The sequence below is a fragment of the Winogradskyella sp. 266wxhm genome (assembly GCF_058964685.1).
Map to the genome: position 1 here is coordinate 3,660,231 of NZ_CM179559.1, position 14,419 is coordinate 3,674,649.

At 32.3% G+C, this 14,419-nt stretch carries 15 protein-coding genes; 4 read left to right on the forward strand and 11 right to left on the reverse strand.

Going from position 1 to position 14,419, the window contains the following annotated elements:
• Nucleotides 1–16: 16 nt before the first annotated feature.
• A complete protein-coding gene (locus tag AC2H4K_RS16565) occupies nt 17–808 on the reverse strand; it encodes an SDR family oxidoreductase (RefSeq protein WP_281139422.1) in 792 nt (263 codons plus the stop codon).
• Nucleotides 805–1,701 (reverse strand): sterol desaturase family protein, encoded by an 897-nt coding sequence (locus AC2H4K_RS16570; protein ID WP_281139421.1) that lies wholly within the window; start codon nt 1,699–1,701, stop codon nt 805–807. Before AC2H4K_RS16570 ends, AC2H4K_RS16565 begins: the two co-directional genes overlap by 4 nt.
• Nucleotides 1,702–1,759: 58 nt before the next feature.
• Here AC2H4K_RS16570 and AC2H4K_RS16575 point away from each other — a divergent pair, with 58 nt between their 5' ends.
• Genes AC2H4K_RS16575 through AC2H4K_RS16585 form a run of 3 tightly spaced genes read left to right on the forward strand, consistent with a single transcriptional unit; the run spans nt 1,760 to nt 4,839 of the window.
• Nucleotides 1,760–2,794, forward strand: a complete 1,035-nt coding sequence (locus AC2H4K_RS16575; protein WP_281139420.1) for an o-succinylbenzoate synthase — start codon at nt 1,760–1,762, stop codon at nt 2,792–2,794.
• Entirely contained in the window at nt 2,791–3,756 is a 966-nt protein-coding gene (locus tag AC2H4K_RS16580) for a CPBP family intramembrane glutamic endopeptidase (protein ID WP_281139419.1), read from the forward strand. The genes AC2H4K_RS16575 and AC2H4K_RS16580 overlap by 4 nt, the downstream gene beginning before the upstream one ends.
• Nucleotides 3,757–4,839: an AMP-binding protein gene (locus AC2H4K_RS16585; RefSeq protein ID WP_281139418.1), complete on the forward strand. Its 1,083-nt coding sequence runs from the start codon at nt 3,757–3,759 to the stop codon at nt 4,837–4,839.
• A gap of 85 nt (nt 4,840–4,924) precedes the next feature.
• Here AC2H4K_RS16585 and AC2H4K_RS16590 read toward each other — a convergent pair whose 3' ends face one another.
• The 3 genes from AC2H4K_RS16590 to AC2H4K_RS16600 form a co-directional block, all read right to left on the reverse strand.
• Nucleotides 4,925–5,782, reverse strand: coding sequence for an OmpA/MotB family protein (locus tag AC2H4K_RS16590; RefSeq protein WP_281139417.1), 858 nt, complete (start codon nt 5,780–5,782; stop codon nt 4,925–4,927).
• 105 nt (nt 5,783–5,887) lie between these two features.
• Entirely contained in the window at nt 5,888–6,880 is a 993-nt protein-coding gene (locus tag AC2H4K_RS16595) for a glycosyltransferase family 2 protein (RefSeq protein WP_281139416.1), read from the reverse strand.
• A complete protein-coding gene (locus AC2H4K_RS16600; protein ID WP_281139415.1) occupies nt 6,881–7,405 on the reverse strand; it encodes a type I restriction enzyme HsdR N-terminal domain-containing protein in 525 nt (174 codons plus the stop codon). It lies immediately after the preceding gene.
• Nucleotides 7,406–7,435: 30 nt separating this feature from the next.
• Here AC2H4K_RS16600 and holA point away from each other — a divergent pair, with 30 nt between their 5' ends.
• On the forward strand, nt 7,436–8,443 hold the full coding sequence (gene holA, locus AC2H4K_RS16605) for a DNA polymerase III subunit delta (RefSeq protein ID WP_281139414.1): 1,008 nt from the start codon (nt 7,436–7,438) through the stop codon (nt 8,441–8,443).
• Nucleotides 8,444–8,458: 15 nt separating this feature from the next.
• Here holA and AC2H4K_RS16610 read toward each other — a convergent pair whose 3' ends face one another.
• The 6 genes from AC2H4K_RS16610 to AC2H4K_RS16635 form a co-directional block, all read right to left on the reverse strand.
• Complete coding sequence (locus AC2H4K_RS16610; protein ID WP_493742637.1) at nt 8,459–9,550, reverse strand: T9SS type A sorting domain-containing protein; 1,092 nt, start codon at nt 9,548–9,550, stop codon at nt 8,459–8,461.
• A gap of 37 nt (nt 9,551–9,587) precedes the next feature.
• Complete coding sequence (locus AC2H4K_RS16615; RefSeq protein ID WP_281139412.1) at nt 9,588–10,112, reverse strand: GNAT family N-acetyltransferase; 525 nt, start codon at nt 10,110–10,112, stop codon at nt 9,588–9,590.
• Nucleotides 10,113–10,208: 96 nt separating this feature from the next.
• Complete coding sequence (locus AC2H4K_RS16620; protein WP_281139411.1) at nt 10,209–10,955, reverse strand: YebC/PmpR family DNA-binding transcriptional regulator; 747 nt, start codon at nt 10,953–10,955, stop codon at nt 10,209–10,211.
• Nucleotides 10,956–11,036: 81 nt separating this feature from the next.
• Nucleotides 11,037–12,062, reverse strand: coding sequence for an LIC11966 family surface protein (locus tag AC2H4K_RS16625; protein ID WP_493742638.1), 1,026 nt, complete (start codon nt 12,060–12,062; stop codon nt 11,037–11,039).
• Between the two features lie 13 nt (nt 12,063–12,075).
• Nucleotides 12,076–14,118: a S41 family peptidase gene (locus tag AC2H4K_RS16630; protein ID WP_281139409.1), complete on the reverse strand. Its 2,043-nt coding sequence runs from the start codon at nt 14,116–14,118 to the stop codon at nt 12,076–12,078.
• Between the two features lie 11 nt (nt 14,119–14,129).
• Nucleotides 14,130–14,417 (reverse strand): 4a-hydroxytetrahydrobiopterin dehydratase, encoded by a 288-nt coding sequence (locus tag AC2H4K_RS16635; protein ID WP_281139408.1) that lies wholly within the window; start codon nt 14,415–14,417, stop codon nt 14,130–14,132.
• Nucleotides 14,418–14,419 lie beyond the last annotated feature (2 nt).

Here is a 14,419-nt window from a genome sequence, read left to right on the forward strand (position 1 = left end):
AATTGTTAGAGTAAACTTACCGTACTTGACTTCTCAAAACAACCTTGTGTAATAACTTAGGAAAAAGGCGTTTCAAGTAGACGCCTTTAGTTTCGCCTTTGCCAATGTAAGCTTCAAACTTTTCCTTTTTAATGGCTTTTAGCATACGTTTGGCAAATACTTCTACTTCTAAGCCGTTTTCGGTTGCGGAATCTTGTTCGTTTTGAGTTGAGCCATCACCAATTAAAGCATTGCGCGCAACGTTAGTGTTCACAAAACCTGGACAGATCATGGTGACTTTTATGTTATCCTTGTCGTGTTCTAATCTAAGAGCATCAAAAAAGCCATGTAAGGCATGTTTGGCTCCGCAATAAGCTGAACGGTATGGTGAGCTGAATTTCCCCATTAAACTTGTAACGGTAACAAAATGTCCTGATTGTTTGGAAATAAAATGAGGAAGTAAGGCTTTAGACAAAGCAACTGTTCCCAAATAATCAATATCCATAAGTTTTTTATCCACTTCTATATCAGTATCTATGATTAAAGAACGTTGACTAATGCCACCATTGTTGATAAGAATATCAACGTTTCCAAACAACGAAATAGCTTTTTCTACAGTTGCAGGCATCGTTTTATAATCAGCTAAATCTAAAGGGAGGACTTTGATGTTTTCAGGTTGTTGGCATTCGTTTTTAACGGTGTTTAAAACTGTTTCTCTTCGAGACGATATGATGAGTTTGCAGTTTTGTTTCGACAATTCCAATACTAAGGCTTTCCCAATGCCACTCGAAGCACCAGTAATCCAGACGACTTTATTTTCAAAGGTCATAGTTGTTTTTTAGAGTTTAACCATTCTTCACGTAGATCATTACTCAATTTACCAGTACCATCATGTTTCCAGCCAGGTGGTTTAATCAAATATTGAAAACGATCTTTAAGAGATTTCTTTCCTGTAAAAGTATCTTTTAGCATGTTCCACCATTCAATAAAGGCAATCTTTACTGGGTTGTATGTCTTAATATTCGTCACTAAACCATACATTACTTTTTCATCATCTAATTCAGGCTGAAATGTGCCGAAGAGTTTATCCCAAATGATCAGTATTCCGGCATGATTACGGTCTAAATAAATCGGATTACTGCCATGATGTACACGATGGTGCGACGGTGTGTTAAATACAGCTTCAAACCAACGTGGCATTTTATTGATAGCTTCAGTATGAATCCAGAATTGATACAATAGGCTTATGGACATTTGTAACAAAATCATTGCAGGATGAAAACCTAAAAGCGGTAACCATAGCCAAAAGATAAAGGTGTAAAAACCGCCAGACCAAGTTTGTCGTAATGCAGTACTAAGATTGTAGCGCTCAGAAGAATGATGCACTACATGAGATGCCCAAAACAAACGACATTCATGCGACACACGATGAAACCAATAATAGGAAAAATCATCGGCAAAGAACAGTAATACAAACGACCACCATACTATCGGAATAGTAAACAATCTGAAGTTATCATAGATCCAAAACAAAGCTAATAACACCAATGCCTTACTTGCAAAACCCAAAATAACATTGCCCAAACCCATAGCAATAGAAGAAAAAGCGTCCTTAGTTTCGTAAGTATTAATATGCTCTTTTGTAGTTACATATAACTCTAGCAACATCGCCAAAATAAAAAACGGAATGGCGTACAAAATTATGTTCGGAAAATCGGGCATTTTGATTGTTGTTTGACTCCTAAAATACAAAATTATTTAAGTATTTTTGAAAGAGATTATGAAGGCGACTTATCAACGATATGTATTAAATTTTAAAAGACCAAGCGGAACGTCTCGTGGCGTTATGACTACTAAAGAAACTTGGTTTATAAAACTCAATTCAGGAGATAAAATTGGTGTAGGTGAGTGTGGTATTCTAAGAGGTTTGTCCGTTGACGACCGACCAGATTATGAAGACAAACTAAAATGGACATGTAACAATATTGATCTTGGATTAGATAGTCTTTTATCTGAGTTAAAAGAATTTCCAAGTATTCAATTTGGTATAGAAACAGCTTTTAAATCTTTAGAAAGTGAAGGTCCCTTTTTGTTATTTCCTTCTGCATTCACAAAAGGTTTTGATAATATTCCGATTAACGGATTGGTTTGGATGGGAGATGAAGCGTTTATGAAGACACAAATTAAGGAGAAAATTGAAGCTGGTTTTGATTGTATAAAAATGAAAATTGGAGCCATAGATTTTCAAACTGAATTAGATATTTTGAAGTCTATACGGGAGGAATTTTCAGTTTCAGATATAGAATTACGGGTTGATGCTAATGGAGCTTTTAGTTCAAGTGAAGCTTTAGAAAAACTGAGTCAATTGTCAGAATATCAATTGCATTCCATAGAGCAACCAATAAAACCTAAGCAGTTTGAGGTAATGGTTAAACTTTGTGAAGTGACACCTTTGCCAATAGCTTTAGATGAAGAGTTAATTGGTGTTTTTCATAAAGAAGAAAAGCAAGAATTGCTTCAAACTATAAAACCACAATACATTATTTTAAAACCAAGTTTAGTTGGTGGATTTCGAGGTAGTCAGGAATGGATTGATATCGCCGAAAGCTTAAATATAAAATGGTGGATTACGAGTGCGCTTGAAAGTAATGTTGGGCTCAATGCTATTTCTCAGTGGACATACAGTCTAAAAAATAACATGCCACAAGGTCTAGGAACAGGAAGTTTATTTACTAATAATTTTTCTTCCCCATTAACTGTAAAAAATGGTACTTTGCAGTACGATACAAAACACTTTTGGAAATTTAATTTATGAAGTTGAATTATATACAACAAGCCTACAAAGGCTTACATGAAGGCTGGAGATACATAGTCGGAGTTGTTATTATTATAGCATTTATAGTGGCAGGACAAATACCATTTACTGTAGCTGCAATTTTTAAGGCACAACAACAAGGTATGAATCTTTTTGAATTAGATGAAGCTGCTTTAATGGGAGTTTTAGAGTCTAACCTCAATTTGGCTTTAATGCTATTGTCTTTTGCTTTTGGACTTGTGGGTATTCTTGTAGTCAACAAATTTTTACACAAAATGTCGATAACACAGTTAACGACTACTAGACCAAAAATAGATTGGAAACGCTTTTGGGTCATCTTCTTTGCTTGGGGTATTTTTTCTTCAGGATTGGTGTTGTTAGATTATTTTATGTCACCAGAAAACTATGTATTGAATTTTGACCTCAATAAATTCTTAATATTATGTGTTATTGCCATAGCTTTAGTGCCATTGCAAACCAGTTGTGAAGAATATTTGTTTAGAGGTTATTTGATGCAAGGTTTGGGTATAGCAACTAAAAATAGATGGTTTCCACTCTTACTTACTTCTGTTGTTTTTGGGCTTTTACATATAGCTAATCCAGAAGTTGAGAAATTAGGCTATGTGATTATGGTTTATTACATAGGGACAGGGCTGTTTTTAGGAATTATGACTTTAATGGATGAAGGCTTGGAATTGGCTTTAGGATTCCATGCGGCTAACAACTTGTTTACAGCTTTATTGGTTACTGCGGATTGGACAGCCTTTCAAACACATTCAGTTTTAAAAGATATGTCAGATCCTACAAGTGCTGGTTTTGCTGATGTTTTTATGCCAGTATTTATAGTATTCCCAATAATTTTATTCATTCTTTCTAAAGTTTATGGTTGGAAAAACTGGAAAGAAAAATTATTTGGAAAAGTAGAAGAACCACCAAAAGAAGATTATAAAATCATAGAATAGATGACACCTCAGTACGACAAAATCCATAACCGCTTTAAGTTTAACGGTCTTCACTTTGATTTTGAAGACTTAAAAGAAGTTGCCTACAGCTTAATTAAAGAAGGTGCACCTTATGAAAAGGCAACTGGAAATTTTTTAATGGATTGGCTGAATAAAGAAGACTTTATTTATGTGAATACCTCAGGTTCTACAGGGCAACCAAAAGCTATTAAGTTAAAGAAACAAGCCATGGTTAACTCTGCTATTGCCACAGGTGATTTCTTTGGTTTAGAACCAGGAGATACGGCAATAGACTGTTTACCGAGTCATTATATTGCAGGAAAAATGATGTTGGTTCGTGCTATGATTTTAGGATTAGATATTGATTGTGTTGAGCCAAGTGCACATCCTATTTTTGATTATGAAAAGCACTATGATTTCTGTGCTATGATTCCGCTTCAACTAAAGCATACCATTAATTATACAAGCAATATTGACACCATCATTGTAGGAGGTTCTAAAGTTACAAAACCGTTGTTAGAGAAGATAAAAACCAAGACGTCTAAATTCTATGAGACTTATGGTATGACAGAGACCGTAACTCATGTTGCGGTGCGTCAATTACCTTCTAAAGGTCATAAAGGACAGTCTTTGTTTACAGCGTTACCAAATGTTGTTTTTGGACAAGATGAACGAAAATGTCTCACAATCAAAGCGGCTAAGCTTGTGAAAGAAACTCTAGTCACTAATGATATTGTCGATTTAAAATCCGATACCACTTTTAAGCTACTTGGCCGTTATGATAATGTGGTTAATTCTGCAGGAGTAAAGTTGTTTCCAGAGCAAATAGAGGACAAGCTACAAGCAATTATAGATGAACGCTTCATAATTGCTGGTGAAGAAGACGAAGCACTTGGAGAAAAGCTAATTCTAATTATTGAAAACCCTAGAGATTCCGTTGAAAGCTTTGAAAACCGTATAAAGTATCTTAAAGGTATTACTAGATATGAAATACCTAAGAAAATCTATTTCGTAGATAAATTCTCTGAAACAGTTAATGGTAAAATCCAACGAGATAAAACGATTGATGCTGTTATTGGGTAGACTTATTTTATTTTTTAAAATTTTAAAAAACAAAAAACCCAATGCTTTGCATTGGGTTTTTCTGTATTTTAATCTTAACTAAGGATTAGTTTCCTTCAGCTAAGTTTTTCATTTCTTTCTCTACCATTTCGTAGAACTGATCAATCTTAGGCATAACAACAATACGAGTACGTCTGTTTTTCGCTCTGTTTTCAGCAGTATCATTTTCTACTAAAGGTACATAGTAACTACGACCAGCAGCAATTAATTGTTGAGGATTTACTTCTAAGCTTTCTAAAACCCTTACAACAGAAGTTGCACGTTTTACACTTAAATCCCAGTTATCAACTAATGGTGGTTTGTTATATGGTACATTGTCTGTATGAGACTCTACCATAGCTTCAAAATCTGGTTTGCTATTGATAACCTTAGCAACTTTAGCTAAAATTTCTTTTGCTCTATCAGTTACAGTGTATTGTCCACTTTTGAACAATAATTTGTCAGCGATAGAGATAAAAACAACACCTTTTTCTACATTAATTTCAATATCTGGATCGTTGATACCAACTGCTTTCTTAAGACTTGTTACAACAGCAAGCGTAACACTATCCTTTTTAGTTAAAGCATCTTGAAGTCTAGATATTTTTAAATCTTTTTCTTTTAAGCTTTCTAATGATTTTTCAAGGTTTTCAGCACCTTTTTGTGTTAGAGTAGTTAAGTTACCTTTGGTATCAATTAAATCTTGATTGGCCTTACGTAAATCAGCTAACTGATCTTTCATGGTTTCAACTCTTGCATTAGCAGCAGCAGCGTCAGAAAGACATTTGTTTAATTTTACTGTGGCACTATTCAATAAATCTTCAGTTTCTTGATATTTTGCCTGAAGTGCAGCATGCTCTTTCTTAGAAACACAAGATGCTAGCAACACTAAAGAACAAACACTTAATAAAACTATTTTCTTCATAAGTTTCGTTTTAGTTTAAATTGTTAATTTTAACATTTCAAAATTAGAGAAAAGAAGACAGGCTTGTACAAGGATTAACAAAAATTTTAACAGTTTTGTAAACAATCAAAATGTTTTCTTTCCCTTGATAAAGTAACTCCATACAACGGAAGTTATTCTGTAATAACCAGCACGTTTTGAAGTCTTTTTGCGTTGGCTTAAAACCGTATTTAAATTCAAATAAAAAGCGCCATGTGCTTTTAAAATGGCTAAAAAATGATTGGGTTTTAGTTGTACTAAAAACATCAATCCAGCAATACCATCTAATAACATTCTAACGAATGCTTTTCCGAAAACATTACCATCGGCATTCTTAACTAAAGTAAATAGACTATTTCTAAAATTAAGATAGGTTTTCTTTGGATTATTAGTTTTTAAAGTGGCTCCACCAACATGGTAAACCGTTGAGTGGCCAACATATTTAATTTGGTGATTTTGATTGAAAGCGCGCCAGCATAAATCAATTTCTTCCATGTGAGCAAAATAGCTTTCATCAAAGCCGTTAAGATTATTAAAAACAGCATTGCGAATAAAAAAACAAGCACCAGAAGCCCAGAAAATATCAATGATATCGTTGTACTGTCCTTTGTCTTCTTCAACAGTATTAAAAATGCGTCCTCTACAATAGGGATAGCCATATCTATCTATAAATCCACCCGCTGCACCAGCATATTCAACTTTCGATTTGTCTTTATAATCTAAAATCTTAGGTTGAATAATTGCTGTCGATGGATGATCATTAAATTCTTTCAAAACAGGTTTTAGCCAGTCTTTTGTGACTTCAATATCGCTATTCACTAAACAAAAAAGAGATTCTTGAATCTTTTTTAGGGCGTCATTGTAACCTTTAGCATAACCACCATTATCTATGTTCTGAATAATTTTTACTGTTGGGAAATGTTCAGAAACAAAGCTTACAGAATTGTCTGTAGAAGCGTTATCGGCAACATATATTGTAGCATTTTCGGAATGCTCAATAATTGAAGGCAAAAACTGCTTCAATAAATCTTTGCCATTCCAGTTAAGGATAACTACAGCAATGTCTTTGGTGTCTAACATTTAATTCTGTTTGTAATCTGGTATATCTCTCAAAAACGAATATGCTTCAGCTTTCATATCCATTTCACAATAATAATGATTAATTCCGTTAGTCACCATCAAATATGTAGCATCTAAAACTAAATTGTAACGTGCAATTTGGTCAAACGTAAGTTGATTAATGTTGATTGAAGGTGCTTTGCATTCTACAATAAGGTGAATGCTACCATCTGAATTGAAAATGACAATATCATAACGTTTTTTCAACCCGTTGATAATAAGTTCTTTTTCAACATTGATGAGTGATTGTGGATATTTTTTATGGTTAATCAAATAATGGACACAATGTTGGCGTACCCATTCTTCAGGTTGAAGAACAATGAACTTTTTACGGATAACATCAAAAATAGAAACTTTATTTTCTGTACTTTTGAGTCGATAATCAAACTTTGGAAAGTTGAGATTTTGCAATGTGTTTTCGCTATTTTTTTCAAATTTAGTATAGAATAAAACAAAACCCAATTTTAGAATCCCAAATTCCATCATAGTTTATTTTATTTAGAAATTACACCACAATTGGACGACGTAAAAGCATTAGTATCAGCAATAAAAAAGGGTGACCTTAAACCTATTTATTTTTTAATGGGTGAGGAGCCCTATTATATTGATAAGATTTCGGATTTTATTGAAGGTAATGTTCTGGATGAATCTGAAAAAGGCTTTAATCAAATGGTGCTTTATGGAAGAGATGTTAGCATAGATGATATTGTCAGTAATGCCAAGCGTTATCCTATGATGGCTGAGCGACAAGTGGTTATTGTTAAGGAGGCTCAGGATCTCAGTAGAACTATTGAAAAACTGGTTCAATATGCCGAAAATCCACAACCAACTACTGTTTTGGTTCTAAATTATAAATACAAGAAATTAGATAAGCGTAAAGCCTTATATAAAGCGCTAAACAAAAGTGGTAATGTCGTTTATGAAAGTAAAAAGCTTTATGAAAACCAAGTTCCGGATTGGATTAGACGAGTTCTAAAAGGTCAAGGTTATGATATTTCTCCCAAAGCGGCTCAAATGCTTGTTGAATTTTTGGGTACAGATTTAAGTAAGGTTAATAATGAACTTAATAAGCTTAAAATTGTATTACCTGAAGGCACACATATTACACCAGAGCATATTGAGGAAAACATAGGAATTAGTAAAGACTTTAATAATTTTGAGCTAAGAAAAGCGGTTGGTGAGAAAGACGTTTTGAAAGCTCATAGAATTGCTAAGTATTTTGCTGAAAACCCAAAGGACAACCCAATGGTCGTTACCATAGCGTTGCTGTATAACTTTTTTTCTCAGTTGTTGCATCTTCATGGTATGTCTGATAAGAATCCAAGAAACGTTGCTTCAGCTTTAAAAGTGAATCCGTATTTTGTAAATGAATACATCACTGCGGCACGAAATTACCCTATGAAACAAGTGAGTTACATCATTGGTTTATTACGAGAATTTGATGTTAAAGGGAAAGGAGTAGGTGCTAACGCAGTACCTCAAGGCGACTTGCTTAAAGAGTTGTTGGTAAAGATGTTAGGTTAGTCTAGACTGGTTGTTTTAATCCTTGATGATTAGTTTTTTAGTTATAGTTTTCTTATTTGTTTCCGATTCAATTTTTATTAAATAAGTACCAGCTTCTAAATCAGAAATATTAATTTCTCTTTTAGTTGAAGATTTCATAAGTTGTCCATTAATAGCATAAATTTTGAAAGTGCTATTTTCTTCATTTATAATAATACTGTCCTTAGCAGGATTAGGGTAAAAAATAATATCATCTTCATCAAAATTTTCATTGGATAGTGTAGATGTATTGAAGCTAAACAACCCTGAAGCTGTTCCAAAAAATGCTTCAGAAGTGATGTAATAATCTGTTTCACCAAAAGTCGCTATACCTTCCGTTTGAAATGAATAACCCGTAGGTACCATAACCGAAGATTTCGTAATTGTACCATTAGTGAATAAACCAGAACTAAAACCAGAGAGTTCGGTTATGAAAGTTCCTTCTGCATCATATCCTATAAGCATAATATTATCATTAATGGTGTTATGTATTCCACCAGTAACTAAACCTTCACTGTCAAAAGAATCAATAATTGATATACTATGATTTCCAGGTGTTTTTGGTAATTGATAAATATTGGTTTGCCAATCAATCCAATTTTTGGAAAAAATATACAAGTTGTTGTTGTAGTGAACTAAAGCTTCAGCATCAAAATTTGTATTCATAGAACTAGGTGTAAAGTCCGTTTGATCACTGTAACTAAAATTAATAACATCTGCTGTTACGCTGGTGTTTGCAAAATAATCAGTAATTAATATTCTATAAATTTTTAAGTCAGTTCTACTACCTTGATTGTTCCCAAAATCAGCAATGTATATATACGTATCGTCATGAGATAAATCTTCCCAATCTACGTTTGTAGCGTTAGAGATGGTGACAGTTCTAGAGATATTGCCAGTAGAGGTATCAATTTCGTAAAGTTCGTTATTACCACCAGAGTCGTTATGAGTGATGAGTGTATTATTGAGATAAATTAACCCTGAGGATTCACTAACATTACTATCTAAAGGTGCTTCTAAAACCAATTGCTGTGCCTGAACTTGAGTTATTAGAAAAACGAGAATGAATAGATATGATAGAAATTTCATTTTAGTAGCTATTTTTAATAAATGTAAGCATTTAAAATTATTGATTTAGAACTTTGTGATAATGTAATAATTCTTCGCTGTCATTTGGTATGAATGTTTTACCTATTAATGAAAACCCTAGTTTTTCTAATAGTTTTCTAGAAGACGTGTTTTCTTCCAATGTATATCCGCTGAGTTCAGAGATAATAAAATCTGAATAAGCAGCCTCTATAAGCTTGTTAGCAGCTTCATAGGCATAACCTTTGCCTTCATGTTGTGGCAGAAATGCAAAACCAATATCTACAACTTCTAAGCCATCTCTTTTATACAATCCACAAGTGCCTAATTTTACATTATCTTCTTTTCTAATGACTACGTTATTTGAATAGCCATACTTCTCTAGATTAGGCAACATTCTTTCTGAAATGTATTGTTGAGCTTCTTCTGTAGAATTAATATTTCTATCACCAATGTACTTTTTCCATTTTGGTGAATTCATTAATTCCAAAATGAAATCAGCATCCTCTATAGAAATGGGTTTAATGATTAATCGTTTAGTTTGTAATGTTTTGTAATTAGTCAATTGATAGTTTTTATCTAAAATTAATCAATTTTTGAATTTATATAGAAACAAAAAAGAGGGTATAAAACCCTCTTTGTAAATTATATATCAGAAATATTATTCTTCTGATTCTTCCATAGTGTGATATACGTTTTGTACATCATCATCTTCCTCAAGTTTTTCTAAAAGTTTTTCAACATCTTCAGCTTGCTCTGGAGTTAATTTTTTAGTGACTTGAGGTATACGTTCAAAACCTGATGAAATGATTTCAATATTATGCTCTTCTAAATACGATTGAATATTGCCAAAACTTTCAAAAGGAGCATAAATCATTACACTGGTAACTTCGTTGCCATTTTCGTCTTCATCTGTGTCTTCAAAAATTTCTTCAACACCAAAGTCTATAAGCTCTAGCTCTAATTCTTCTAAGTCTAAACCATCACCTTTAATCTTAAAATTACAAGTGTGATCGAACATAAAAACAACAGATCCCGAAGTACCTAAACTACCATCTGTTTTATTGAAGTATGAACGCACATTTGCAACCGTACGTGTGTTGTTGTCTGTTGCAGTTTCTATAAGTACAGCAATACCATGTTGTGCATAACCTTCAAAAATCACTTCTTTATAATCACCTTGACTTTTATCTGAGGCACGCTTAATAGCACGTTCAATATTGTCTTTTGGCATGTTTACAGACTTTGCGTTCTGTATTACAGCTCTAAGACGCGAGTTACTGTCAGGGTCTGGACCACCTTCTTTTACAGCCATTACGATGTCTTTACCAATACGAGTAAAGGCTTTACTCATGGCAGACCAACGTTTCATTTTTCTTGCTTTCCTAAATTCAAAAGCTCTTCCCATGTATTAAAATATTTTTGTTTTCTTAATTAATTGAATGTATCTAAAATTGAAAATTTAGAATAACAAATTTAAATAAATCTATTAATCATTAGGAATATGTTTTTTCAAAAAGTTTTGATTGGTATTATTAAGGTTGTTTATAACAGTTTCTCTTTTGTTGTTCAATTCAGTGTTAATCTTGTTATAATCTTTTACACCTTTATTGTATTTATTCACTAGAGCATTATAGCCGTCAATTTGTTCTTGGGTACGTTTTTTTTGTGGTGTTTTTTCTAAAGCTGTTTGTGTCTTTTCTAAATCTTCTTTTGATACAAGAAAATCTACTAGAATAGGCATTTTATTATCTGCTTCATCAATAAAGAACTCAAATGCTTTTTTTGTAGCCATTACAATTGATTTATCATTTTTGTAGTTTTCAACACTTTTCAGTATTTCTAGACCTTCTTTGGCGCTCTCAGATAATGCGTTTGCATTTTGTTGTATAGCATTAGCATCATTGTTATTTAAAGCTTCCATTAAATACACTTCATTAATGTATACTTTAAAGTAAATGAGATAAAGCTTTTTGTAATAGCCAAAAACTTCATTTGATAAAGTCATCTTTTTTCCTAGGTCTGTTTCGCTCTCAACTATTTTTATATTGTGCTTATTAGCAAAGACATAATAATTAGCTTCATATTCTTCTTGAGTTTCTTCAAGCTTTTTATCTGCCATTTCTTGAGCCATCATGTAGGCTTCCATTAAATCGTAGGATTGTTCGGCAACTTCTTTCATATCAATAATTTTTGCATAATCATTATTGAGCAAGTTTTTGTTGAATCTTAAGCGATCTAAAAGCTGTCCTTTAAATTCGTTACCATCATAACCAGGTGCTTTTTTGATATTTTCAATGGCCTTATCTAGTGTTTTTAGTAGACTTTTTCTTTTGTTTTCAACATTTCGGTCACTTTTGCTGTGGGCTATTGCTTTAGTGTATTTCCACATTTTTTTTGTGATTCCTTCTTGTTGTTCACCTACAAATTCTAAATAATCTACAGCAGTATCGAACTTTTGAGCATTAACAGAGAAGGCTAATAAAAAAATAAAAATGATAAAAAAATGTTTCATGTTGAATGTTAATTTATTGATTTAGTATAGAGTTTGCAATATAATAAGCTTCCTGAATATAAGGGTCTTTAGCTATTGATTCTTTAAGATTTTTATTTAGTTCTTTATCTTCAGAATTGTATGATAATATTTCATTTGTAGAATCGGTATTTCTTACTTCATAAACAACTTTTGTTTTATCCATAGCTTCTTCATAATTACTGTAGGCTTCAAAATAATTTTGGTCATCATTAAAAATGAAATCTAATGAAAGTGGGTAAGAACCTTCTCTATAAACGTAATTGTTTATAAATACAGCATTAAAGTCTTTTATGGCTTTGAAAGCTATGCTTTTATTCACCCTTTCTTCACTTTGAAGTTTTATGCCGTCTATATTTTTTTTAGCCTTTACCTTTGGTTTCATGATGACATCAACAGTTGAATTTGGTAATGTGTAAGCCAAATATTCTTCTCTGGTTTTGTAACCATCGTAAATGTTTGGTAATGATATGTCTGGTTTTATTCCGATACCTTGATGACTTTTTCCTGTAACTCTGTAAAACTGACCCATGGTTAATTTTACAAAAGCTGTGTTTTCTGAGTTATTTAGCGGCATTATGGTTTGTGATGTTGCCTTTCCATGAGTTACTGAGCCAACAATAATAGCTCTATTATAGTCTTGCATAGCACCAGCAAAAAACTCTGAAGCAGAAGCACTAAACTGATTTACTAATATAACTATAGGTTTGCTGAAAATTGTACCTCTATTAGGATCTCTTATAGTATAATTGTTCTCATTTCTAATAGCAGATATTGCTACTGGTCCTCGGTCTATAAACATTCCAGATAAGTCAGCTGCTTCTTTCATAGAACCACCTCCGTTAAATCTCAAATCTAAGATGAGGGCTTCGATATTTTGTTTTTGGAGTTTGTAAATCTGTTTGGCAACATCATTACTAACTCCCAATCCGTTAATAGACTCTAAGTCTGTATAAAAACTAGGGATGTTAATATAGCCAATATTGTGAACTTCGTCTTTTATAATAAAGCCAGTTATGGTGTTTGCTTCAATATTAACAACATTTTTAACGAGTTTAATATTCTTTATTTCGCCGTTCTTTTTCTTAATTTTAAATGATACGGATTTGTTTTCTGAATTGTTTAAAAAGTTTAGTATAGTTTCGTTAGAAGTGCAATAGGTTTCAATGATTTCGCTTCCACTATCTAAGGAAATAATGATGTCATTAACTTCAAAGTTCCCGTTTTTAAAAGCTGAGCTACCTGCTGAAATATGTGCAATTGTAATATCTCCGTTACTCTTCTTGGTTGTGGTTATTCCGAAAGATAATTGAGAATTTCCGACAGATTGTTCAAACATATTCTTATCAGAACTACTTAGGTAAGCCGAATTAGGATCTTGATATTTTAATAAAGCATCTAAAAAAGCTTCTTCTACATAATTATATAAAGAGCCTTTAGTTTGTTCTAAATCGTTAAGAAGGCAGATTTCATTATCAATTACCTTTTGTTTTATTGATGATTCTAAAGATTTGAAGTTGGATGAAATATTAGAATAAATTGAATCATTTTCTACTAATTTTCTTAAGATTTTGTATCGAACTTTTTTATTCCAAAATTTTCTTTGAGCTTTTTCGTTTTTAAAATATGAATAATCTTTTTTAGAATAATAATGTAAGCTATCAATACCACTATAATCTAAATTAACGTTTCTAAGAGATTCCAATACGTCTCTAGAATCTTGGATTCTGCTTTTTAAAGTTGTATTGTATTTAGTTAAAAAAAGACAGTTTTTATCTTTGATATGGTCGTCAATTAAAAATTCATCTTTTTTAAAATCAGAGATGTCATTTTCGGTAAAGAAGTGTTTGTCTTCATCAATCTTGTCTAAAAAAAGATAAAAAACATGTTTAGATAAACTGTCGTTTAATGGCTTAGGACTAAAATGAGAGCTTTGTATGATGTCGTTAACTTTTATTAGCTCATTACAGAATTTATCATTTTGAGAAGTTGAAATAAAAAATGTGAAGCTAAATAAAAGAGCAAAAGTTTGTTTCATTTAGTAATCTTTTACTCTTCAACCTCTACAATAGCCTCAATAGCTTCAGCTAATTTAAAGTCCTTATCGGTAACACCGTCTGCATCGTGTGTGGAAAGTGAAATTTTAAGAACATTGTAAACGTTTGTCCAGTTTGGATGATGATTTTGAGCTTCACATTCAAAAGCAATTCTACTCATGGCACTAAAACAATCCTTGAAATTGTCAAACTCAAATTCGGCATGGATAGCGTTTTCAAAATATTCCCAATCTGGAAATCGAAGTAGTTTTTTTTCTATAGTTGCTTCGTCTAATTTCATAA

What these genes read in the sequence shown, in the direction of transcription:
- AC2H4K_RS16610 (WP_493742637.1), bottom strand. Translation starts at nt 9,550, where the DNA reads ATGAAATTTCTATCATATCTATTCATTCTCGTTTTTCTAATAACTCAA.
- AC2H4K_RS16585 (WP_281139418.1), top strand. Translation starts at nt 3,757, where the DNA reads ATGACACCTCAGTACGACAAAATCCATAACCGCTTTAAGTTTAACGGT.
- AC2H4K_RS16620 (WP_281139411.1), bottom strand. Translation starts at nt 10,955, where the DNA reads ATGGGAAGAGCTTTTGAATTTAGGAAAGCAAGAAAAATGAAACGTTGG.
- AC2H4K_RS16635 (WP_281139408.1), bottom strand. Translation starts at nt 14,417, where the DNA reads ATGAAATTAGACGAAGCAACTATAGAAAAAAAACTACTTCGATTTCCA.
- AC2H4K_RS16580 (WP_281139419.1), top strand. Translation starts at nt 2,791, where the DNA reads ATGAAGTTGAATTATATACAACAAGCCTACAAAGGCTTACATGAAGGC.
- AC2H4K_RS16630 (WP_281139409.1), bottom strand. Translation starts at nt 14,118, where the DNA reads ATGAAACAAACTTTTGCTCTTTTATTTAGCTTCACATTTTTTATTTCA.
- AC2H4K_RS16570 (WP_281139421.1), bottom strand. Translation starts at nt 1,701, where the DNA reads ATGCCCGATTTTCCGAACATAATTTTGTACGCCATTCCGTTTTTTATT.
- AC2H4K_RS16595 (WP_281139416.1), bottom strand. Translation starts at nt 6,880, where the DNA reads ATGTTAGACACCAAAGACATTGCTGTAGTTATCCTTAACTGGAATGGC.
- AC2H4K_RS16565 (WP_281139422.1), bottom strand. Translation starts at nt 808, where the DNA reads ATGACCTTTGAAAATAAAGTCGTCTGGATTACTGGTGCTTCGAGTGGC.
- AC2H4K_RS16625 (WP_493742638.1), bottom strand. Translation starts at nt 12,062, where the DNA reads ATGAAACATTTTTTTATCATTTTTATTTTTTTATTAGCCTTCTCTGTT.
- AC2H4K_RS16590 (WP_281139417.1), bottom strand. Translation starts at nt 5,782, where the DNA reads ATGAAGAAAATAGTTTTATTAAGTGTTTGTTCTTTAGTGTTGCTAGCA.
- AC2H4K_RS16575 (WP_281139420.1), top strand. Translation starts at nt 1,760, where the DNA reads ATGAAGGCGACTTATCAACGATATGTATTAAATTTTAAAAGACCAAGC.
- AC2H4K_RS16600 (WP_281139415.1), bottom strand. Translation starts at nt 7,405, where the DNA reads ATGATGGAATTTGGGATTCTAAAATTGGGTTTTGTTTTATTCTATACT.